General features: G+C 57.9%; 19 protein-coding genes and 1 pseudogene. 12 read left to right on the plus strand and 8 right to left on the minus strand.

The genetic code is table 11. The annotated features are described in order from the left end of the window. The first annotated feature begins 166 nt into the window (after positions 1–166). From GR183_RS18570 to GR183_RS18600, 8 genes are all read left to right on the plus strand, one after another. Positions 167–997 (plus strand): porin family protein, encoded by an 831-nt coding sequence (locus GR183_RS18570; protein WP_160777181.1) that lies wholly within the window; start codon positions 167–169, stop codon positions 995–997. A gap of 298 nt (positions 998–1,295) precedes the next feature. Beyond that, positions 1,296–1,649: a YMGG-like glycine zipper-containing protein gene (locus tag GR183_RS18575; RefSeq protein WP_202396195.1), complete on the plus strand. Its 354-nt coding sequence runs from the start codon at positions 1,296–1,298 to the stop codon at positions 1,647–1,649. A gap of 47 nt (positions 1,650–1,696) precedes the next feature. After that, positions 1,697–2,005, plus strand: coding sequence for an HdeA/HdeB family chaperone (locus GR183_RS18580; protein WP_160777182.1), 309 nt, complete (start codon positions 1,697–1,699; stop codon positions 2,003–2,005). A gap of 293 nt (positions 2,006–2,298) precedes the next feature. Beyond that, positions 2,299–4,182, plus strand: a complete 1,884-nt coding sequence (locus GR183_RS18585) for a DUF3604 domain-containing protein (RefSeq protein ID WP_160777183.1) — start codon at positions 2,299–2,301, stop codon at positions 4,180–4,182. Positions 4,183–4,302: 120 nt separating this feature from the next. Then, complete coding sequence (locus GR183_RS18590; RefSeq protein ID WP_160777184.1) at positions 4,303–4,779, plus strand: DUF992 domain-containing protein; 477 nt, start codon at positions 4,303–4,305, stop codon at positions 4,777–4,779. Between the two features lie 48 nt (positions 4,780–4,827). After that, positions 4,828–4,950, plus strand: coding sequence for a hypothetical protein (locus GR183_RS22215; RefSeq protein WP_260513975.1), 123 nt, complete (start codon positions 4,828–4,830; stop codon positions 4,948–4,950). 210 nt (positions 4,951–5,160) lie between these two features. Then, a complete protein-coding gene (locus GR183_RS18595) occupies positions 5,161–5,430 on the plus strand; it encodes a hypothetical protein (RefSeq protein ID WP_160777185.1) in 270 nt (89 codons plus the stop codon). 130 nt (positions 5,431–5,560) lie between these two features. Further along, on the plus strand, positions 5,561–6,079 hold the full coding sequence (locus tag GR183_RS18600; protein ID WP_160777186.1) for a hypothetical protein: 519 nt from the start codon (positions 5,561–5,563) through the stop codon (positions 6,077–6,079). Positions 6,080–6,315: 236 nt separating this feature from the next. Here the strand turns inward: GR183_RS18600 and GR183_RS18605 are convergent, their stop codons facing one another. Both GR183_RS18605 and GR183_RS18610 read right to left on the minus strand, forming a co-directional pair. After that, positions 6,316–7,710: an alpha/beta fold hydrolase gene (locus GR183_RS18605; RefSeq protein WP_160777187.1), complete on the minus strand. Its 1,395-nt coding sequence runs from the start codon at positions 7,708–7,710 to the stop codon at positions 6,316–6,318. A gap of 249 nt (positions 7,711–7,959) precedes the next feature. Then, the gene (locus GR183_RS18610; RefSeq protein ID WP_160777188.1) at positions 7,960–8,244 is read right to left on the minus strand and encodes a hypothetical protein; all 285 of its coding nucleotides are present in this window, start codon (positions 8,242–8,244) and stop codon (positions 7,960–7,962) included. Between the two features lie 316 nt (positions 8,245–8,560). Between GR183_RS18610 and GR183_RS18615 the strand changes: the two genes are divergently transcribed. Further along, positions 8,561–9,550 carry an SLAC1 anion channel family protein gene (locus GR183_RS18615; protein ID WP_160777189.1) on the plus strand — a complete coding sequence of 330 codons (990 nt, stop codon included), beginning with the start codon at positions 8,561–8,563 and terminating at the stop codon, positions 9,548–9,550. A gap of 33 nt (positions 9,551–9,583) precedes the next feature. Here GR183_RS18615 and GR183_RS18620 read toward each other — a convergent pair. Beyond that, positions 9,584–10,194 (minus strand): annotated as a pseudogene (locus tag GR183_RS18620) (pyridoxamine 5'-phosphate oxidase family protein). A 159-nt stretch (positions 10,195–10,353) separates the two neighbouring features. Between GR183_RS18620 and GR183_RS18625 the strand changes: the two are divergent. After that, positions 10,354–11,067, plus strand: a complete 714-nt coding sequence (locus GR183_RS18625) for a DUF1194 domain-containing protein (RefSeq protein ID WP_160777190.1) — start codon at positions 10,354–10,356, stop codon at positions 11,065–11,067. A 7-nt stretch (positions 11,068–11,074) separates the two neighbouring features. On the opposite strand, the gene GR183_RS18630 is transcribed toward GR183_RS18625, so the two are convergent. The 4 genes from GR183_RS18630 to GR183_RS18645 form a co-directional block, all read right to left on the minus strand. Continuing rightward, positions 11,075–13,153: a dipeptide ABC transporter ATP-binding protein gene (locus GR183_RS18630; protein ID WP_202396196.1), complete on the minus strand. Its 2,079-nt coding sequence runs from the start codon at positions 13,151–13,153 to the stop codon at positions 11,075–11,077. Positions 13,154–13,172: 19 nt separating this feature from the next. After that, a complete protein-coding gene (locus tag GR183_RS18635; RefSeq protein ID WP_202396197.1) occupies positions 13,173–14,177 on the minus strand; it encodes an ABC transporter permease in 1,005 nt (334 codons plus the stop codon). Positions 14,178–14,193: 16 nt separating this feature from the next. Next, positions 14,194–15,144 (minus strand): ABC transporter permease, encoded by a 951-nt coding sequence (locus tag GR183_RS18640; RefSeq protein ID WP_160777192.1) that lies wholly within the window; start codon positions 15,142–15,144, stop codon positions 14,194–14,196. A 100-nt stretch (positions 15,145–15,244) separates the two neighbouring features. After that, positions 15,245–16,939, minus strand: a complete 1,695-nt coding sequence (locus GR183_RS18645) for an ABC transporter substrate-binding protein (RefSeq protein ID WP_160777193.1) — start codon at positions 16,937–16,939, stop codon at positions 15,245–15,247. Between the two features lie 458 nt (positions 16,940–17,397). Between GR183_RS18645 and GR183_RS18650 the strand changes: the two genes are divergently transcribed. Both GR183_RS18650 and GR183_RS18655 read left to right on the plus strand, forming a co-directional pair. Next, positions 17,398–18,987, plus strand: coding sequence for a trimethylamine methyltransferase family protein (locus GR183_RS18650; protein WP_160777194.1), 1,590 nt, complete (start codon positions 17,398–17,400; stop codon positions 18,985–18,987). 98 nt (positions 18,988–19,085) lie between these two features. Next, positions 19,086–21,521 carry a GcvT family protein gene (locus tag GR183_RS18655; RefSeq protein ID WP_160777195.1) on the plus strand — a complete coding sequence of 812 codons (2,436 nt, stop codon included), beginning with the start codon at positions 19,086–19,088 and terminating at the stop codon, positions 21,519–21,521. A gap of 31 nt (positions 21,522–21,552) precedes the next feature. Here the strand turns inward: GR183_RS18655 and GR183_RS18660 are convergent, their stop codons facing one another. Then, on the minus strand, positions 21,553–22,470 hold the full coding sequence (locus tag GR183_RS18660) for a LysR family transcriptional regulator (RefSeq protein ID WP_160777196.1): 918 nt from the start codon (positions 22,468–22,470) through the stop codon (positions 21,553–21,555). Between the last annotated feature and the right edge of the window lie 124 nt (positions 22,471–22,594).

Genomic DNA, 22,594 nt, shown 5'->3' on the forward strand with positions numbered 1-22,594 from the left:
AGATGGGGCGACGACAATCATTTTGAACCACTCAGGCGGGGCCGGTGGCTGCTTATTTTCACGCACGGATTGAACCCTGACTCATTGTGACTTTGCGGTAACAGCAATATTCGAGAATCTTACTTATCGTGATTTGAAGTTGTCGATATCCGGAGAGATTATTGCGATGTCCATCACCGCGATTGGGAAAAAGTTCTTTGCACCTGTGATGATCGGAGCCTTTTGGGCCGGGATTGTTGCCCCCCCGCCGCTCAATGCAGCTGACTTGCCGATTGCGCAGCCGGCACCGGCCGAGAAGCAGATTGCCCCGGGGTGGACCTTCACCTTCGCTCCTTATCTTTGGGCGTCGGGTCTTTCGGGCGACGTTGCAACCTTTCCACCCGCTCCTCCTGCAAGCATTGACTTGAGCTTTGGTGATATTCTGGAAGATTTGAATTTCGCGGGGATGATCGTCGGCGCTGCCCGAAAAGGCCGTTTCGGCGTTTCGGCAGACTTGCAATACTATGATATATCCACCTCCGCGGATACCGCCGGCATATTTTTCTCAAGCGCCAAGCTCGTCTCCAAAACCCTCGTATTCTCTGCCCTTGGCGACTACGTTCTCTACGAAAACGGAAACAATATCCTGTTCATCTCCGCCGGCGCGCGCCTCTGGGCCGCCGATACGGAGTTGAAGCTCTCTGCCGGCCCGCCCCCTTTCGGGCTGGCCGGGCGCAACGTCAATAGCCATGAAACCTGGGTTGACCCGATGGTCGGCCTGCGTGGCACCGCCGAACTTTCGGAACGGTTCTTCGTGACCGGCTGGGGTTATGTCGGTGGTTTCGGAGCGGGCTCTGACATCATGGCGGATGTCATGGGCAGTGTCGGATACAGGTTCACGGACAGTATTTCGAGTACGCTTGGCTATCGGTGGCAGAAAGTGGATTACGAGAACAATGGCTTCGTCTTTGACGTGGAGTGGCAGGGCCCGATAGCCGGCCTTGTTTTTCGCTTTTGAAATGGAATTAATTAGTAACATTTCTGCGAGTGGATAGTGAATCTTAATATATAATTGAATTTATAGCGATTGTCATGCAATCGAAAAGAGGGTTTTGATCCAGATCAATTCGTTATTATGTCTCTCGATTAATATTCATTACTCTGCAGCTATACGTTTGGCGAAGATGCTGACGTCAAGCCGGCTCCATAGGGCTGCAGAATAAAGCCAACCCAGTTTCAAGCGCTGCTTGCCGCACGTCCTCATGGAGCGGTTCAAGATAAGCTAAGTATACCCTGAAAAAAGGGAGCGCATGGCCATGTATTTGCGAATTGTGAAACTTTATCTCGCTCGAATATTCGTTCTGACGGTGGCGATATATATGCTGGCGCCGCATCCTGATGTCGTCCTTGCCCAGAACTCGCCCGCCTACTGCCAGTCTTACGCAAGAGACGTTTCCGCGCGCATGTCCCGTGGCGGAGCGGTCGGCGGGGCCGCTCGCGGCTCGCTCGGTGGGGCGGCCATCGGTGCTGTCGTGGACGGCAGAAAAGGCGCACGCAAGGGCGCGGCTATAGGTGCGGTCGCCGGTGGCGTTACGCGCGGAGTTCAGAGAAGTTCGATCTACGACCAAGCGTACCGCGATTGCATCAACGGCGTTGTCCGCCCCTACTGAATACCATCCCTGAATTTTGCAACAGATACAAACGGGAGGATCTTGCCATGCGTGATCTGAAAGTCTTGCTGAGTTCGATGATTGCATTGCTTCTGCTTGGTGGCGCTGCCGCTTATGCGCAAGATGAAGCCATCAAGGTGGAAGTTGACAAGATCACCTGCCGCGAGATGCTGAAGATGGCGAGCGACGAGCGCGAATTCACGTTGATCTTCATGCACGGCTTCATCAGCGGAAAGAAGGGGGAGCTTCTGTTCGACGGACCGGCGCTCACCGAAGACACCGATCAGATACTGGACGCCTGCATAGGCGGGCCGGACGAAACGCTGCTTGCGGTGTTCGAGAAAGTACGCGGCTGACATGCACCGCATGGACCTTTCACTCAGCAAGTGCGCGCCCCCCGTGCATCTTTCTTTGCGTTATCCTCGCCAAGCCCATGCGATCATGGCGGCGGGGCGGGGCGGAGCGTTCGTTGGTGATGGCGACTGCGCCGCTTTTGCTCGCCCACGTTCCGCCGATGCAGGGCTGCGTTCCTGATCCACGAAAGCGGGTGAGGTCAACCCGCGCCAAAGCGCCTAGCGAGGTGATTCCGATGACTTGCACAACTCATAAGATCTCGGGACGTTCATCAATAGCGGCGTTGGCAGGCGGGATGTTGCTGCTTGGTTCGACCGGCGCCCTCTCACAGGAACTGGTGGGCATAGCGCCCGATCCGGACGCCGAATACTCGCCCTACATTCAGTATGATTTCCCGAATCAGGTTTTATTCGGCGACACGCACCTGCATACGGGCTATTCGGCCGATGCCGGCCTTGTCGGGGCGACGACGACACCGGATGACGCCTATCGCTTCGCCAAGGGCGAGACGGTAATATCGTCTCATGGCATTCCCGCCCGCCTGCAGCGCCCGCTCGATTTCCTGGTCGTCGCCGACCATGCCGAAAATCTTGGCCTGACTTTCGGTATTGAAGAGAAAAACGAAGCCCTTCTCGGTACGGAATGGGGGCGAGGCATTGCGGAGGTTATCGCCCCGAAAACGCCTCAAGCCATGGCGGATGCCTATCTTTATTGGGCCAAGACATTCTCCCTGGGGGAGAACTCGGAAGATCCGCTTGCCGCGACCGATTTCAACAAGACGATGTGGCAGCGGATGACCGAGGCCGCGGAACGCCATAACGATCCGGGCAAGTTCACGACACTCATCGGTTATGAATGGACTGCCGGTCCCAGTGGAAACAATCTGCATCGCAACATCATTTTCCGCGATGGCAAGGACAAGGCGGACCAGATCATACCCTTCAGTTCTTACAATAGCGAGGACCCGGAAGATTTATGGGACTGGATGGAAAAATATGAATCGTCAACCGGGGGTCGCATGCTCGCCATTCCGCATAATGGCAATCTCTCCAATGGCTTGATGTTCGACGATGTGACGCTGACGAGCAAGGCGCCGCTCGACCGGGCCTATGCCGAACGTCGCATGCGCTTCGAGCCGGTCTATGAGATCACCCAGATCAAGGGCGACGGCGAGGCGCATCCAATGCTGTCGCCGAACGACGAGTTCGCCGATTACGGAACATGGGACAAGGGCAGCTTCGGGCCGGAATTGAAGACGCCCGAAATGCTCCCGCGCGAATATGCCCGCGAAGCCTGGAAGCGGGGTATGGCATATGAAGTCAAGCTCGGCGCCAATCCGTTCAAATTTGGCGTTGTCGGTTCCACCGACGCTCACACCGGCTTGTCGACCACGCAGGAAGACAATTTCTTCGGCAAGGTCTCGATGGTCGAGCCAACGTCGGACCCCGTGCGCTTCGAAGAACAGATAACGGGCCGTACGACTCCCGACGATCCCTCGGACGACATTATTCACGCACAAGCTCTGGCTTCCGGTCTTGCTGCTGTATGGGCAAGAGAAAACACGCGTGAGGCAATCTGGGATGCTTTTGAGCGCAAGGAGGTCTTCGCGACGACGGGCACGCGCATTCGCGTACGTGTCTTTGCCGGCTGGGAATTCAGCGAGGACGATCTGAACCGTTCGGATTTTGCCCGCTACGGCTATGACAATGGCGTACCGATGGGCGGAGATCTCTTTAATGCGCCTGAAGGAGCGGTGCCAAGCCTGCTCATCCGCGCCATTCGCGATCCGGATGGCGCAAACCTCGATCGGATACAGGTCATCAAGGGATGGCTCGACGCGAATGGCGAGACCCGCGAACAAATCTATGACGTAGGTTGGTCGGGCGACCGCCAGCCGGGCGCGGATGGCAAGTTGCCACCGGTCGGCAATACGGTTGACGTGGAGCAAGCCACCTATTCCAACTCAATCGGAGCGGCTGGGCTGCAGGCTTACTGGCGCGACCCTGAATTCGATCCGGCGCAACGCGCTTTCTACTATGTTCGAGTGCTCGAAATTCCGACGCCGAACTGGACGACGTATGACGCGAAGTTTTTTGGCATCGGCCGGCCGAAAGGCGTCGAGCCAACGCAGCAGGAACGTGCCTATACATCGCCCATCTGGTATTCGCCGGAGGGGTGAGATTGGGACATTGAGGTGGTGAGGGGGCTGAAAGCGAGAGGCGGCAATGATGCCGCATTCGCGGATCATGAAGGAAGTGGGCGCGGGGGTGCTCGAACTCGAGATATTCGGGAGACGATCATGAGATCACTGATACTGGCAGCCTTTGCTGCACTGATGTTCAGCCCTGCCCTTGCCCAGGAAAAAACGCGGGAGGCTCAGGTAGGCATTCTGAGATGCAGCGTCGAAGGCGGTGGTGGGTTCATCATCGGTTCGCGCAAGGACCTCACCTGCATATTCGAGCGTTCGGATGGACGACCGAACGAAACCTATACCGGCAATATTTCGAAATTCGGCATCGACATCGGCAAGACGAAGGCCTCGAAACTGACTTGGGGTGTCTTTGCGCCTTCCAAGGCGGTTGAAACGACCGGCCGGCTTGCCGGGACATATGGCGGAGTATCGGGAGAGGCCACCGTGGGGGTCGGCCTCGGCGCAAACGTATTGATCGGCGGTTTCGGAGAGTCCGTCGCGCTTCAGCCTTTAAGCGTTCAATCCCAAAAAGGCATCAATATCGCAGCCGGCATCGCGAGCCTGACGCTTACCGCCGTCAACTGACGGATCATAGCCAACTGCGACGCCGAAAATGAAGGCGGGAAGCAGGGCATGACCCTGCTTCATCTCCCTTTCAAGGCAAGTTGGGCGAAGGAAGACGCGGTCTATAAAAGCCCTGACATCCTTGGAGCCGCCTTCGCTGCAACGGGCGGAACGATTGGCACGAAATGGTAAGACTTCGTGGCGCGACCGTTTCAATTTCAACAATGCAAAAGGCGCTGGACGGACCGTATCGCGGCCTCGTGTAAGTGCATTCGATCAGGCAGCACCCTCTGCGTTGGTTATGGAGAATTTTCCGGGCAGTTGTCATTGAAAAGCAAAGTCTTGTTTTGCAACCCATTCCGGATCGGCATTCCAATCGGATACGTCAGGAGGAGAAGTGACATGGTTCAGGTTTCAGCCAATTTGACGAAGATTATTCTGGGTGCTGTGCTCATCGTCGGCACTCCTGCGCTGGCACTGGCCGATTGCGCGGAGGATATAGACAAGGTCGAACGTGCTCTCGGTAACCCGGGCGACAACGACCTCGACGAGACAACAATGGAACAGATGCGTGCCTTGATGGCGCAGGCCAACGAACAGCGCGAAGCGGGCAATGAAGCTCAGTGCCAGGAAATCATCAATCAGGCCAAAGAGATTGGCGACGTGGATTGACAAAAAGCAACGGTTTGGGCAAGCAGCCGAAAGCCTTGGACTTATGACTGCAGCGCGCGGTCGAGGCGGTACGGCGCTCGAGTCGTCAAGAATCCCGGACTACCTCCGCTATCCGGCGAGGAGCGAAATCATGAACCGAAGAGATGTCGTCATTGCAGGTGGTGCGATGCTGGTCGCTCCTGCCCTGGCCTCGGCCGCGGCGGACGATGAAGCCGTCGAACTGCTATTCGTCCAGACAAGCGGCGGAGTTACGCTTGGCGACGGCAAACTGACGTTGAAAAAGGCAAGTCCTAATACGCTTTATTTTTCCGATCGACCTGAGCGCATCGTGGGTCGGGTGACGACCAGGGACTTTGTCGATCACTGGGCGTCCGGAGACGACAGTTTCAAGCAGGATCCGCCCAATGCCGTGCTGACGGCTGACAATGGTGGGTCGGCGGAAGAAGTGACGATGGTGCTGCGCGCCCCGCGCATCGAGGGATCCAGTCTTGTTTACGACGTCGAAATACTGAATGGCACGCAAGAGCTGAGCGGTGAATGGGCATCGCTTTTCATCGATCTTATCGGACGGCCACTCACGCCATTGTCGTATGCCGGTGTCGCACGGCGGGCAGGACGCAGAACCGCGCGGCGGATCATGTGGCGCTGATCGATTGAAGGGTCATTGGCCGACGTTTTGTTCAGACGACACAGCGATCTCGTCGTCATCTGCGTTAACTGCAAGGAAATCAGCTGAAGGAGACGCTGGAGTGCGTGCCCGCATGCGGGTCCTTCTGCCGGTGATGGGCGAGCCTGACGAGATCCAGCGGTGTTTCCAGACGGCTTTTCCCGCAATGGGAGGCAGTGGCGGATGTGCGTCCGCCACCCGCTACAATTCAGCGCTGGTCAGTCGGCGTGCTTTTCGAGGAATGCCTGGACCTCTTCGAAGAACTTGTCGAACGCTGGAGTCCCTTCCAGAAGCACGTGGTTGTTTCCAGGTACCTCCACGAAAGTCGCATTCGGTATCAGGCGCGCTATGAGGCGCCCCTCCTCGATCGGTGCCACCCGTTCGCCAACACAATGCAACACGAGTGTCGGCACCCGCACCTTCCTTGCAAGTTCGGTTACATCGACGTCCGCGTTCATACGCCAAAGCTTGAGGGCAGCTTCGGGGCTGGTGGCAATTCGCTGCAACTCGTCGAAGCTGCTTGCGACCTCAGGGGGCGCATCGGGCATGAAGCTGGAGGTGAAGAAATGGCGGAATACCGGATTGGGAGAGCCCCAGCCTTGTTCGATCGTGGTGGAGAGCATTTCGAACAGTTCTTTCTGCTCGGGGTCGGGCCGATTTCGGCGTCCACGCACATAGCCGCCCAATATGATCAGGCATTTGACCCGTTCCGGGTTCTCCACCGCATAGCGGATGGAATACGCACCTCCCTGAGAGATTCCAAGCAAGGCAAAACGATCGAGGCCGGCAGCGTTGGCCACCGCGCTCATGTCGCTTTGCATGGCATCCAGCGAGATTGCGTCCGTTTCCCGGTCGGAAAGCCCGTTGCCCCTCTGATCAAAGCGCACAAGCTGGAACCTTCGCGCGCATTCCGCGAACATCGGAGCCCAACAGGGGCTTTTCCATTCGTATTCGAGGTGATTTAGCCAGTTCGGCGCCTTCAGGACCGGCAAGCCCTTACCCACGCTCGCCCAGGCGATATGCGTGCCGTCGGCTGAAGTCACATAGCGAACCCGTTGCTGCAACGCCTCTTCGACCGGTTGGAACGCTTCCGGTTTGGATTGCGGGGTCCACTGCCAGACGCGGATCGGACGGGAGATATTCTTCACCCGTTGCCTGCCCATGTCGCGGAAAGGGGCGCCTATCCTTTCATTGACAGTCTGGTGCACCAGATCGGAGACGCAAATTCCGCCAGGTTCGGCAATTGTTTGAAGCCTTGCCGCTACATTCACCCCGTCGCCGAATATATCTCCGTCGTCATGAACCACGTCGCCGAGATTTATTCCCACGCGGTAAGTGATACGTGTATCGGCCTCACGACCACCTTCGCGCTCTGACATCGTTTCCTGGATTTCCATCGCGGCCCGCACGGCGTCCTGTGCGCTCTGGAACTCCGCAAGCATACCGTCACCGGTGGTTTTTACGATCCGACCGTTCCTGATCGAAATTGCCGGGTCGATCACATCGCGCCGATAGTCCTTTTGCCGGGCGATGATACCGTCCTCATCGAGTTCCATGAGGCGGCTGTATGCCGCCATATCGGCAACCATAACCGCAGCTAGGCGTCGTTCCATGCGTACACCCGTACTCGCAAACGGATACCCGAAACATTTTCGACCGTTTATTTAAGCATACACGATGTTCTGTTGCTATCAGACCTGCCGGCAACCAACCTGACGCCATTTAACTGCCGCCAAGCGATCATGAACATTCTTCGATAAATTCGATGAGGCTATCCGTCGTCCTGTAATCTTTGACGGTTCACAGGATACGACGCCGATTTCTTGATCCGCGAATGCGACCTCGCTTTCGAGGTGAGCGCATTAGTCGGTGAATGTATCCGGATCGGAGTGCTGTTTCCCGGCAGATTGATCCTTGCCGCGCGTCAACTCGGTCAAATTCAATCGACCTGGTTTGCTGCGAACGTCATGAGCCAGGTTGTCCGAAAACCCTGCAGCCACGAAACAGGCGCCTTCTTCGCTGAAGTGTCCGTCTGCTGCGTAGAAGCGCGACGGATTCTCCTCGCCACGGAATACAGGAACGAGATCGTGAACCTCAATTCCAGCGCTGTTTGCAGATCCGGCGATCTGCAGGGCATGCTGCCGCACCCGAAAAGGTTATTCAAATCCTCGCTTTTCTTGAAACTCGAAGGGATCTAGCCAAAAACAAACGGCAAGCGCCGCGGAATTCATGCGTTGGGGCAGATACTTGTCCGCAAATCCGATCCGGATCGGGCGGGATATGCTCAAGCCGCAGGAATGCTCCACACGTTCGCGAAGAATTGTTGCCGTTGACGAATTGACCGCAGGACACGCCCTGCGGCAACCGCTAGCGTCCGGCTGACATCGCGGTGGTTTGCCGCGACCGATGATTTCATTGTCTTGAATATAATGCCGGCATTATTGCCGGATCGGGAGAAAATGCATGGTGGACAGCAGCGCGAATGAAGCGACTGTCGTCGAAGGCTTTCCTAAGCTGCCTCATCTGCCAGTCAACCTGTTTGCCATCGTGATGGGAATGGCCGGATTGACATTGGCAACCCTGAGGTTCGAAAACGCATTTGGCGTTTCGCCCGGCATCAGCCTTGCCTTCGTTGCCGCGACTGTCCTCGTGCTCTTATTCCTCGCCGCGCTCTATCTCCTGAAATTGGTGAAATATCCGCAAGCCGTTCGAGCAGAGTGGAACGACCCGGTGAAGATCGCTTTTTTTCCGGCGATCACCATCGGCCTTATCCTGACAGGCACGGCTATTGGATCATTCTGGCTCTACATCGGACTTGCGGTATGGGCGCTCGGGGCGGCACTGCATCTTGCGGCGACACTTGCGGTCTTGTCAGCGTGGATCGGGCATCGGGCGTTCGAGCCGGTCCATCTCAATCCTGCATGGTTCATTCCGGTTGTCGGTAACGTGCTGGTTCCCATCGGTGGCGCGGGCTTTGGCTTCGTCGAAGTATCGTGGTTCTTCTTTTCGATAGGGATCGTGTTCTGGACGGTTCTGCTGACGCTCGTGTTCAATCGTCTGATTTTCCACAATCCGCTGCCAGAACGGCTGTTGCCGACATTGGTCATCCTGGTCGCGCCACCTTCAGCCGGTTTTGTCGCCTGGATGCAGCTTTCGGGCGAACTCGACGCTTTCGGCCGCATCCTTTATTTCGTAGCCCTCTTCTTCGTGATGGTGGTTGCGGTGCAATTCGGCCGATTTGCGAAGCTTCCCTTCACGATTGCCTGGTGGGCGTATTCCTTCCCGCTCGCGGCGTTTTCCGTCGCAAGTTTCATCTATGCGGATGCATCGGGCAATGCGGCAATGAACGCCATGGCCTACGTCGTCTACGCGGCACTCCTGGCCGTTCTTGCTACGTTGATCGTCAAAACAATCAATGCAGCGCGGCGCGATGAAATATGCCAGCCGGACTGAGGGGCAGTCCGGCAATTTCGCAAGCTTGAAGCGCTACCAGAGCGTTTTTGCAGCGCGATCCGGCCATTTCTTATCGTAGGCCTCGCCGTCGAACAGGTTGTTCGTTGCCTCGACGAGAGAGTCACCGGGGGATGGCAGATCATCGGCCAGCGCAGGCTGGCCGGGGTTCCATAAATCTGCGCGGTCGATTGCCCGCGCGCACTGGAAGTAGACTTCATCTACAGTGAAGACGATGACAGTCCGTGGTGCCTTGCCCTTGATCGCGAAAGAATTGCAAAGCTCTCCACCGGCGGAAACTTTTGCGCGACCGTTGACTCGGATTGTATTTCCCGATCCCGGAACAAGGAACATCAACGACACGCGCGGATCGAGAATGATGTTCTTCAGGGAATCGCCACGGTTATTCCCCGCCGGTCCGGGAGCATCAGCGTCTACTCATCCGCAATCCGGATAAATCCCGCTTGGTCGCCTCTCGGCGAGCAGTCGAGGCCATCCGGCCCGCGGGTGGCGAGCGCAACGAAGGGCGATGCCTCGATGAACCGGCGATAGAGCGGCGAGACGTGGTCAAGCACCTTCACTGTCGATGCCTCGGCAGGCGTGCCGTAAATCCCCTCAAGTTCTTCGATTGTCGTGATACCGCTCATGCCTTCGCCTCGTGCGTCAAAAATCAAAAGAAACCTATATTAAATCGGGAAGTTATGATGAGCCTCGCATACAATAAAGCGTCCCCTCACCGGATTTTGTTCCATTCCCTGAAGGCAGGGGGTTGGAAGCATAAGAACGTTGTCCGCTTTTCCGGCTGTTTGAAACTGTTTGTTTCGCTCTTGTTTTCTCTCGCCACTTTCGTTTTTCCGCCGGCAGCATCGGCTCAGCAGGCTCGCGAAGTCGATCTTCAACTCGTGCTCGCGATAGATGCTTCGGCAAGTGTCGATCCGCAAGAGTATCAGCTGCAACTTGATGGTATTGCAGCGGCTTTCCGAGATGATCGCGTACACGACGCCATATCTGCCGGCAAGAATGGCTCGATCGCTGTAGCGATCATCGTATGGGCCGAATCCGGCACACCGGGCGATGAATCAGCCTGGTATCTGGTGGATGGGGTCGTAAGCGCAAACGCATTCGCCAAGCGTATTTCCACATGGCCTCGCCAAGTCAACGGCGGTACGGGGATAGGCGCCGGGCTCGTTCAGGCCATGCGGATGTTCGATCGCAACGGATACTCAAGCGTGCGGCGAACAGTAGATGTGTCCGGCGACGGGCGTGAAACGCCGCCGCGAGACTATGTCGTTCTCGTGGAAAATGCGCGCGGCATGGCGTTGTCGCGCGGCATCACGATCAATGGACTTGCTATCGAGAACGAAGACGAGGATCTCTCGGCCTACTACCTGGAGAAGGTGGCGACCGGCCCGAAGAGCTTCGTCGTCCGGGCCGGCCGATATGAAGATTTCGCTCAAGCCATGCTCCGCAAGCTCCTGCGGGAGATCGAAGACCTCCCTTTGAGCGCATCGCTGGAGTAAAACCTGCTCAGGCCGCCTCAACCTTCTTTTTGATGACCGGCTCCATTTCCTGCATCTCGGAAGGATCGAGATGACAGAGAATTTCGTGGCCCTGCTTCCCGAATGCCCGGATCGGCGGCGCTTCCACGTCGCATTTGCCCGGCATCATATACTGGCAGCGCGTTGAGAAAGGGCAGCCTTTCGGCGGGTTCGATGGCGAGGGAAGCTCGCCCTTGAGCACGATGTGTCGCTTCTCGATGCTTGTATCGGCGATCGGCACCGCAGCAAGCAATGCTTCCGTATACGGATGATAGGGAGGTGAAAAGATTTCCTCCGTGCTCCCCTGCTCCATGATCTGGCCGAGATACATCACCACGATCCGGTCGGCGAGATAGCGCACCACGGAAAGATCGTGGCTGATGAAGAGCAGCGTCGTCCGGTTCTCGCGCTGAATGTCCATCAGTAGGTCCGTCACCGCTGCCTGCACCGAAACGTCCAGTGCGGAGACCGGTTCATCGGCGATCACGACATCCGGATTACCCGCAAATGCACGCGCGATGCCGACGCGCTGTTTCTGCCCGCCGGAAAGCTGGCGGGGCCGGCGTTTCGCGAAATCGCGGGGAAGCTTCACGATGTCGAGGAGCCGGTAGACGATTTCGTCCACCTCTTCCTTGGCCTTGGCGACACCGAACTTGCGGATAACGCGGGCGATCTGGCCACCCACGGTATGGGACGGGTTGAGCGTATCGAAAGGGTTCTGGAAGACCATCTGCAGGCGCGAAATCGTCTTCTCGTCCCGCTTGTCGACCGGCAGGTCGCCGAGCTCGACATTGCCGAGCTTCACATGTCCGGCCGTTGCATCCTCCAGTCCCATGAGGACCTTGGCGAAGGTCGACTTGCCGCAGCCGCTTTCGCCGACGATCGCAACCGTCTCGGCTTCACGGGCCGAGAAATTCAGCTTCTCGTTGGCCTTGACCGTCTTTTCCTCGCCTCCGAATATCAGAAAGCCTGACTCTTCAATAACATAATGCTTCGTCATGTCATCGACGGATAGCACGACATCGCCGGATTCCACGGGTGGCTTCGCCTCCCCTTTCGGCAAGTCGCGCGCCCAGTCGATTTCCTGGAACCGCTCGCAGCGCACCCGGTGATCGTCGTCGCCCGGTACGGAGTGCATCGGCAATCGACCCGTATCGCATGTCCCTTGCCTGAAGAACGTACAGCGCGGGCCGAAATTGCAGCCCTTCGGCCGCTCATGTGGCAGAGGCAGCTGGCCGGGAATGGCGACGAGCGGATGCTCGTTCTTGTCCGCGCCGGGGAGCGGGATAGAACCGAAAAGTCCACGCGTATAGGGGTGGCGCATTTCGTCGAAGACATCATGGATGTCACCGACCTCCACCGCCTCGCCGGAATACATCACCGTCAGCCTGTCGCAGGTCTCGAGAATGAGGCCAAGGTTGTGGGAGATGTAGATCATCGAGGTGCCGAATTCATCGGCGATATCCCGAATGAGCTCCACAATGCCCGCTTCCACCGTGACATCAAGCGCCGTCGTCGGTTCATCCAGAAGCAGGAGCTTCGGGTTCGACAGCAACGCCATGGCGATAACGACGCGCTGCTGCTGGCCACCGGAGATCTGATGCGGGAAGGATTTCATGATCCGCTCGGGATCGGGCAGCCGCACCTTGGCAAGCATGTCCGCGGATCGTTGCCACGCCTCGTTTTGCGACACGCCTTCATGGTAGATGGGCACTTCCGAAAGCTGTTCGCCAATGCGCATGGCTGGGTTCAGAGAGGCCATCGGTTCCTGATAGACCATTGCGATCTTGGAGCCGCGAAGTTTGCGCAATTCTTCGGCACTCATCGTGCGCATATCGCGTCCTTCGAACAGAAGTTCGCCGCCGACGATAGCCCCGTTCTTGCCCATGTACTGCATGATGGCGAGCGCGACCGTGGACTTGCCGCAACCGCTTTCGCCAACGATGCCGTGGGATTCGCCGGGCATCAGTTTCAGGTTGAAATCCACCACCGCCGGGATCTCGCCCGCGCGGGTGTAGTAGGAGATCGAAAGGTTCCGGCACTCCAGAACCGGTGTCTGGTCGCTCATCTTTCTTGTCGTCTCCATCTCAATCTCTCAGGCTCATTTCACGCAGACCGTCGGCCATCAGGTTGAAACCGAGGATGAGCGTCGAAACGCTTAGTGCGGGAACGAGCAGCATGTAGGAAAACTTCCAAAGCATCGCCGTTTTCGCCGCTTCCCGGATCATCAGGCCCCAGTCGGGGTCGGGCGGCTGAAGGCCGAGGCCCAGGAACGTCAGCGTGGTGATCGCAACCGTCGTGTAACCGAGCCTGAGGCAGGCATCGACGATGATGGGCCCGCGCACGTTCGGCAACAGTTCGATGATCATGATGTAGAAGGGATGCTCGCCTCTCGTTTGGGCAGCATAGACATAGTCCCGTGTCTTGATGTCGAGTGTGAGCCCCCTGACGATGCGCATGATTGCCGGCGCCGATGCGAAAGTCACGGCGACGACGATATTGAAGCCCGACGGGCCGAGATAATTCAGGATGACGATGAAAAGCACCATCACCGGAAACGACAGCAGGACGTTGGCGAGAAACGAGATGATCTCATCCCACCAGCCCGAAAGATAACCGGCGATCAGGCCGAACAAGGTGCCGACGACATAGGCGACAAAGGTCGCCGTGACGCCCCACACGATGACCCGCTGACACCCCCAGATCATGCGCGAAAGCATGTCCCTGCCCTTGAAGTCCGTTCCGAGCCAGAAAAAGATGTCCCGCTTTTCGGAAAACGGCAGCGCGAAAGGTGCGATCGGCTTGTTGGGGTCGAGCAGCGGCAGATAAGGCGCGGACACCGCCATCAAAAGCCAGAAGAAAACAAGCGTAAGCCCGATGATTGCGGTAGTGCTTTCCCGAAAATTGTAGAAGGCGACGCCATAAAGCAGAATTGTTGCGGGAATTGCGGGTAGAAGGACGAACTGATTGGCGCCGAACATGACGTAAAAGGTGAGTGGTGCCCACATCAGCAAAAGAAGAACGATCGCCGGCTTCGGCGCGCTCAGCCGCTCTATCAGGGTCGGAGCGGCAACGGATTCGGATACAGCCATTGAGCCTAGCCCCTTCTCAGGCGAAACGGATGCGCGGGTTGAGGAACGTGTAACCGATGTCGGAAATCAGCTGCGACAGCACGGCGACGGCGACCGCCACCAATGTGCAGGCCTGAACCACCTCGACATCGGGGAAGAGTGCCGCTTCGAGAAGCAGCTTTCCGAACCCGTCGTACTCGAAGAACACTTCCACCACGACCACGCCGGACAGCAGCCAGTTGAGCTGCAGGACGATAATGGTGAATGGCGCAATCAACGCGTTGCGCAGCGCATGCTTCATTATCACCCGCTTGTAGGGCAATCCCTTGAGGATAGCCGTGCGGATATACTGCGAGGTCATGACTTCCGCCATGGACGCGCGCGTCATGCGGGCAACATATCCGAAATCGTAAAGCACGAGCGTCAGCACGGGCAGGATCAACTGGTCGAACTGGAAGCCACCGATCATCGCCGATTTGACCGGAAACCACTGCAGCCCCAGGGCAAAGATGACGGTCAGCAGGATCGCCGTTGCGATTTCGGGTATGGAGGTGGTGAAGACGGAAAAGAAACTGATCGCCCTGTCCTGGAACGACCCCTCCTTCATGCCGGCAAGAACCCCGAGCAGAAGGGATATCGGGATCATCAGCGCGAAGACGAAGAAGGCAAGAATTCCGGTATTTGCCAGACGGTCGAGCAACAAGGGGGCAACCGGCGTCGCCTTCTCGTAGGAATATCCCAGATTGCCGGTCAGGATGTTGCCTATCCAGTTGGCGTAGCGCTGGTAGAAAGGTACATCGAGCCCTTTTTCAGCCAGCCATTGGTTGTAGCTTTCTTCCGACAACGCCGAAACGGCAAATCCGCCAAGCTCTTGAATTGCTAAGCGTTTCTTGAATTCTGGCGTGTCGAAAATTGCAAAAAGCAGAAGTGAGGCGACGACCATGATCAGAAGCATCTGAACGAGGCGCCGCAAGACCAGTTTTGCCATATCAGTGCACCGCTATCGCGTTTTTGGAGTTCTTGCCGGGCAATGCCCGGAATCGGTTGGGGCCGAAGATCGCTCTCCGGCCCCGAACTCTTTGCGATCGTCAGGCCTTCCAGACCTTGTTGAACTGATGGTACTGCGTCGGGTGCCCCGGATACCCATGCACGGATTTGGATGTGATGGTGTAGACCGGCCGATAAAGCGGCTGGATCATCACGGCATCGTCCTGCAGGATCTTTTCCACCTTTTCCATAATGGCCGTGCGCTTTTCCACGTCGAGCGTGGATTCGGCCTCGTCCAGCGCTGCGTCGAACTCCGGATTGGCGTATTTCGTCTCGTTCCAGGGCACATCGCTCCTGTATCCGAGCGAAAGTACCATCGTGCCGAGCGGGCGGTGCGTCCAGGCTGTCGCGCCGAATGGCGTCTTGTCCCAGATCTCCCAGTATTTCGACGGTGGGATCACGTTGACGTTCAGCGTCACGCCGACATCCTTGAGCTGATCGCGCATGGCTTCCGCCACCGTCTGGTGCCAAGGACCATCCGTATTGCCGACGTCGATCGTGATTTCCAGTCCGTCCGCAAAGCCAGCTTCGGCGAGGAGTGCCTTGGCACCCTCGACATCGCGTTCGAGCGGAGGCAGCTCGAAATACTCCGGATGGATCGGCGCGACGTGATGGTTTTCGCCAACATCGCCGCCTTCCGGATAAACGAGGTTCAGGATGCGCGAATTGTCCACCGCCTTGACCAGGGCCTGGCGCACGCGCTTGTCGTCGAACGGCTTCTGCGTGACCTGGAAACGGCAGCAGAGGGTTTGCGCGGTTCTCGCGGCGATGATGTTTCCTTCCACCGCCTTGGCGAGCTCCATCTGTTCGATGCCGAACTCGTAGATCGCGTCCACATCGCCGCCCGCGAATGCGGTCAGCTGGTTGTCCTCGTCGAAATTGTAGTAGTGGATTTCGTCGAGGTAGACCTTGCCGCCCCAGTATTCGAACGGTTCTCCGTTGCTCGTTTCCTTGACCCGCTTCAGGATGCAGCGGTCGCCGACGACGTTTTCGGCGAGGGTAAATGCGCCCGTGCCGATCGGATTGTCGGAAAGCGGAGCCTTGAAGCTTCGGTGCACGATAGCCGTGGGATAGTTGTACATGTCTTCAGGGAAAGACAGCACCGGCTTGGCGAGATTAAAGCGGATCGTATGATCATCGACGACTTCGATCGCTCCGTCGCGAAGGACCTTCTTGCCGTCTTTTTCCTCAAGCATCGCGGCGATTGAAGACAAGCCGACATTAGAGGAACCAAGGTCCGGATTGGTCCAGCGCTCGAAGTTGAATTTCACGTCCTCGGTCGTGAAATCGTCGCCATTGTGCCACTTCACGCCCTTGCGAAGGTGGAATGTCCACGTCGTGAGATCTTCAGAAGCCTCCCAGCTTTCCGCCAGCATCGGCCGCGTCACGTTGTCGGGCGTGGTAAACGCCAGGTGCTCGAGGATGTGGCGTGTCTGGTTCGACATTTCGACCCACGAGTAGGTTGCCGGGTCTTCCATTTTCTGGACCTGCATGGCGACCTTCAGGATGCCGCCTTCCTTGGCATCCGCATTATCGGGTGGGAACGGCAGGTTATTTGCGTCATCGGCGAACGCCGGTGCCGGCAATCCGGCCATGGCATAGGCCGCGGATGCGCCCACGCCCAACAGGGCGGCTATCCGCACGAATTCACGGCGGTTCATCCGCCCGCTTTCCATCAGGTCGCGCGCCTCGCCGACCTTCGGGTGCATGCGGTTGGATTTTTTGTCCTTCGTCATTGGTTTTACAACCCTCCACCTTTGTTTGACGCGCGGAAGCCCCGGCAAATTCTCCGGCTTATGTGCCGGTATTCGTCTGCCGGATTACAGGCAACCGCGCGGTTGTCTTTCCTTCGTTTACTGGCGATGCCGCCGCCTGCCTCCGGTCGCAAGGGTGGCTGGCGGATATCAGCATTTCGACAGCTCTGCCAAATTAACATGCAATTCTGCCAAATGGGCAAAGCGTTTTGAATTATTTCACCAAACGCAGGGCCGTGATGTCGGACATGCGCAAATAGATGTCGCAATTCTGGCGTCGATGGATTGCCACCGCCGAGGCTACGATGGCCTCCGAATAACTGCGGTTTCAAGAGTTCGAATGCAGATATACATATGAAAATTCGCATTCGACTTGAATATACTCGCGTTTTCTTGGATCTTCAGAAAAACACTAAAATTACAATACGAAGGGTTCCCTCATGGCAGACGTAAACGTGCCGAGTGCCGAGGGCGATAGCCCGTCCGCCACTCCCGTCGGACGTCGCGGACGCCGGGCGCGCAAGGGCCGCGAGAATACCGCGAGATTGATCGAACAAAAGCCGTTTCGGACAAGGCGGAATACTTACCCCAAGGTCGATGCCGTTTCGGTGGACGAGCTGGAGATGATCCATGAGGCTTCGCTGAAAATTCTTGAGGAAATCGGCATCGACTTTCTCAACGAGGAGGCGAAGGCAATCCTGAAAGCCTCTGGAGCCGACGTCGATCCCTCCTCCGACCGTGTCCGGCTGGACCGGGCGATCGTCATGGACGCGATCGGCAAGGCACCCTCGGAATTCACCATGCATGCGCGCAACCCGGAGAAAAACCTGCATTTCGGTGGTGATTCCGTCGTCTGGAGCGCGGTGGCGAGCGCACCGAACTGCGTCGATGCGGACAATGGCCGACGGCCGGGCAATCGCGAGGATTTCCGGAACCTTCTGAAACTGACGCAATATTTCAACATAATCGACCTGAATGGCGGCTATCCGGTCGAGCCTGTCGACATCCACCCGAGCGTGCGTCATCTCGACTGCCTGTCGGACACGGCCCGCATTACGGACAAGGTGTTCCACATCTACTCCCTGGGCAAGGAACGCAATCTCGACGGGATGGAAATCGGCCGGATCGTCAATGGCTTGAGCGAGGAGGAGTTCGCCCGGACGCCGGTTGTCCTTTCGATCATCAATTCCTCCTCCCCGCTCCGCCTCGATACGCCGATGCTCCAGGGCATCATCGAAATGTCGCGGCGCGGCCAGGTCATCGTGCTCACGCCCTTCACGCTCGCAGGTGCAATGGCCCCGGTGACGCTTGCGGGGGCTCTGGCACAGCAAAATGCGGAAGCGCTCGCCGGGCTTGCATTCGCGCAGATGGTGAATCCGGGAGCGCCCGTCGTCTATGGCGGCTTCACCTCCAATGTCGACATGAAGTCCGGGGCGCCTGCCTTCGGCACGCCGGAGTATATCAAGGCGGCACTCGTCGGCGGGCAGTTGGCGCGAAAATACCGCATACCCTACCGGTCATCCGCCGTTTGCGCCGCCAATACCGTCGATGCGCAGGCTGCATACGAAACGGTCTTTTCGCTTTGGGGTGCCATCAACGGCGGTGGAAATTACCTGAAGCACGCCGCCGGCTGGCTGGAAGGCGGGCTTTCGGCGGGTTTCGAGAAATTCATCATAGACGTAGACCTGCTTCAGATGGTCGATGAATATCTCCAGCCTATGGTGGTCGATGAGGCAAGTCTCGCGCTCGATGCGATCCGTGACGTTGGCCCCGGCGGCCACTTCTTCGGCACGGAGCATACGCAGGCACGCTACAAGGATGCCTTCTATTCGCCGATCATTTCGGACTGGCGCAACTACGAAAGTTGGGCGGAAGCCGGCAGCCCGACAGCCTATGAAAAGGCGAACCGGCTTTACAAACAAGTGCTTGCAGAATTCGAGATGCCGCCACTCGATCCGGCGATCGATGAGGAACTGACCGCATTCGTGGAACGGCGCAAGGAAGAAGGCGGCGCGCCGACGGATTTCTGATCGCTGCCGCGCCCCGTGAAGTACGAATATCAATCAAGGCGGCCCCGGAAAATGCCAAAGACCGGCGGATACGCGACAGCCTCAGGTGGAGCCCGATCATGAAGTCCCACGCAAAAGCCGTTGTCATCGGCGGCGGCGTCGTCGGAGCAAGCGTCCTCTACCATATGACGAAGCTCGGCTGGCGCGATGTCATGCTGATCGAGCGTTCGGAGCTGACATCCGGCTCCACATGGCACGCTGCTGGCGGGTTCCATACGCTGAACGGTGACCCGAACGTTGCCAAGCTGCAGGCCTATACGGTCAATCTCTACAAGGAAATAGAGGAACTCTCAGAGCAATCCTGCGGGCTGCACCTGACAGGCGGCCTGCAGCTTGCAGATACGCCGGAGCGGCTCGAATGGCTGAAAATGGCGCATGCGCGCGGCCGCTATCTCGGCATGGAGACGGAAATCATCTCGGCGAAGGAAGCAAAGGAACTCCTGCCGCTGATCGACGAGAAACACTTCGTCGGAGCCCTCTATGATCCCATCGAAGGCCACCTCGACCCGTCGGGCACAACGCATGCTTATGCGAAAGCCGCGCGGAAGAACGGGGCGGAAATCGTCCTGCGCAATCGTGTCGTGGAATTGGTGCAGCGCGAGGATGGCAGCTGGGACGTCGTCACCGAGCAAGGCACGGTCCATGCGGAGCATGTGGTGAATGCCGGCGGGCTATGGGCGCGCGAGGTCGGGCGCATGGTCGGCATCGAGCTGCCGGTGCTTGCGATGGAACATCATTATTTGTTGACGGAAGACATGCCGGAGATCGCTGAAATCAATGCATCGACGGGCAAGGAACTGATCCATGCCATTGATTTCGGGGGAGAAATCTACACCCGGCAAGAGCGCGGCGGCATGCTGCTCGGCACTTACGAGCGCGCTGCAACGCCGTGGAGCCCACGTGAAACGCCCTGGGATTTCGGCCATGAACTGCTGGAGCCGAACCTGGAGCGTATCGCGCCTTCCCTCGAGATTGGATTCAAGCATTTTCCCGCCCTTCAGCACACGGGAATCAAGCAGTTCATCAATGGCCCCTTTACTTTCGCGCCCGACGGCAACCCGCTCGTTGGCCCGGTGCGGGGCTTGAAAAACTACTGGGTCGCTTGTGCCGTCATGGCGGGTTTCTCCCAAGGAGGCGGCGTAGGGCTCTCGCTTGCCAACTGGATGGTCGAAGGCGATCCGGGCTTCGATATCTGGGGCATGGATGTCGCCCGCTACGGCAGCTGGGCCACACTTGCCTACACGAACGCCAAGGTGCGGGAGAACTATTCCCGCCGCTTTCGCATACGCTATCCAAACGAGGAACTCCCGGCAGCCCGCCCTCACCAGACCACGCCGCTTTATGACCGTATGTCGGCGCAAAGGGCGGTCATGGGTGACAGTTGGGCGCTGGAAACGCCCCTTTGGTTCGCGCCTGAAGGCGTGGAGGCGAAGGACGTCGTTTCCTTCCGCCGATCCAATGACTTTGAGCATGTGAAGGCCGAATGTCTGGCGGTACGCGAGAGCGTTGGAATCACCGAGATCGCAAATTTCGCCAAGTATGAAATCACGGGCGATGGTGCGGAAGCCTGGCTCGAACGGCTGATGACGAATCGCATGCCGAAGCCGGGCCGCATCATCCTGACACCCATGCTGAACGAGCGCGGCAAGCTGATTGGAGATTTCACGATCGCCAAGATCGCGGACGGCCACTTCTACATGTGGGGCTCGAGCCAGGCCGAGGTCTATCACATGCGCTGGTTCGAGAATCACCTGCCGGATAACGGCTCGGTTGCCGTTCGTGCGATCAGCCTCGGCTGGGTCGGGGTCTCTATTGCCGGACCCAAGGCGCGCAAAGTGCTTGAAAAGATTGTGGTTGCCGATGTTTCCAACGAAGCGTTCCGATTCATGGATGCGCGTGCGATGGACATTGCCGGTGCCCCCTGTTTCGTCAACCGGATCAGCTACACGGGCGACCTCGGCTACGAAATCTGGATGACGCCGGAATACGAGCGGCGCGTCTACGATGCGCTCAAGGAAGCCGGGGCGGAATTCGGTATACGGGATTTCGGCATGCGCGCCCTTCTCTCGCTCCGCCTGGAGAAGAATTTCGGCACATGGTTTCGCGAATTCCGGCCGATCTACGGTCCGTTCGAGGCCGGGCTCGACCGTTTCGTAAAGCTCGAGAAGGATGACTTCATCGGCCGCGATGCGGCAATCGCCGAAAAGGACGGTGGCGGAAAACTGCGCCGGGTATCCTTTATCGTCGACGCGGACGATGCGGATGTCATCGGCGACGAGCCAATCTGGCATGACGGTAAGGTGGTCGGTTGGGTCACATCCGGCGGATACGCGCATTTCGTCGATGCGTCGCTGGCTCAGGGCTACATTCCAAAGGAACTGGCCGGCGTCACCGATGAAGGCGCCTTCGAGATCGAGATCATCGGCGAACGACGCAAGGCGCGGATCAATCCGGAGCCGTTGTTCGATCCCCAGGCGCTCAGGATGCGCGGCTGACGGCCGTTTGCGGCGGTGGCGGCGGGTATTCTCAGGCGCTCATCGCCCTCGCCGCCTGAGCCGGGTTCAGCTCCTTGAAACACTCGACGACGTGGCGGGCAAAGGCGTCAGTCGCCTTGCCGGCGGAGGCCGCTTCCTTGAGGATGATGTTGTAATTGCCGATTTCCGGGAGATTGTGCCGCTCATCGAGCAATTGCAGAGGCGGGTTCACGACGCTTGCCGGAAACGGCGCGATGGCGAGATCGGCAAGCAATGCCGCCTCCTGCCCCGCGCTGTGAAAACTCTGATAGGCAATTCTGTACGGTTTCTCGGCCTTGTCTAGCGCGATCCGCGCAGCCCTTCGCCACGGGCAGCCGGAGATCGAGACCGCGAGCGGTATTGGGTCGCGTTGATGGGCAATGCCGCCTTCAAGACCGACCCAGACGAGCGGCTCCGTATAGACAATTTCCCCGCCGAGAGCGAATTCGCTATCAGGCCTCGCCGTATAGAGGATCAGGTCAAGCTCATTCTGCTTGAGGCTTTTCAGAAGCTGCGGGCTGCCGTCCAGATGCACATCCACACTCACACCCGGGTGCGTGCGGGCGAAACGGGCAAGGATGTTCGGCAAGAAGCGCGTTCCGAAATCCGATGGCGCGCCAAAGCGCACTTCGCCCTCCACGGAAGGAGAGCGGAACATGGAAACCGCTTCCTCGTTCAACATAAGGATCTTGCGCGCGTAGCCAAGGAGAGCTTCGCCTTCCGCAGTCATGCGCACGCTGCGCCCCTCCCTTGCGAATACCGCAACCCCGAGCGTCGTCTCCAATCTCTTGATCTGCATGGAGACCGCAGAGGGCGTCCGCCCCACGATCTCAGAAGCCTTTGAAAAACTTCCACATTCCGCGATGACGAGGAAAGTTCGGTAAAGATCGAGCTCGACCAGCGGCGCGCCTTTTCCCGGGTGTTGTTCCATCGAATCCCGCTTTATTCGTCAGTTCAATTAAATTGATCGATATCATAAATGCTTTTCGTTTGATTGAAACAGCGAATAACACCATATGGCGATCAGGACGTCGCGAACATCGCGATTTCTATCC

This window comes from Stappia sediminis (assembly GCF_009826895.1).
Taxonomy (GTDB): domain Bacteria; phylum Pseudomonadota; class Alphaproteobacteria; order Rhizobiales; family Stappiaceae; genus Hongsoonwoonella; species Hongsoonwoonella sediminis.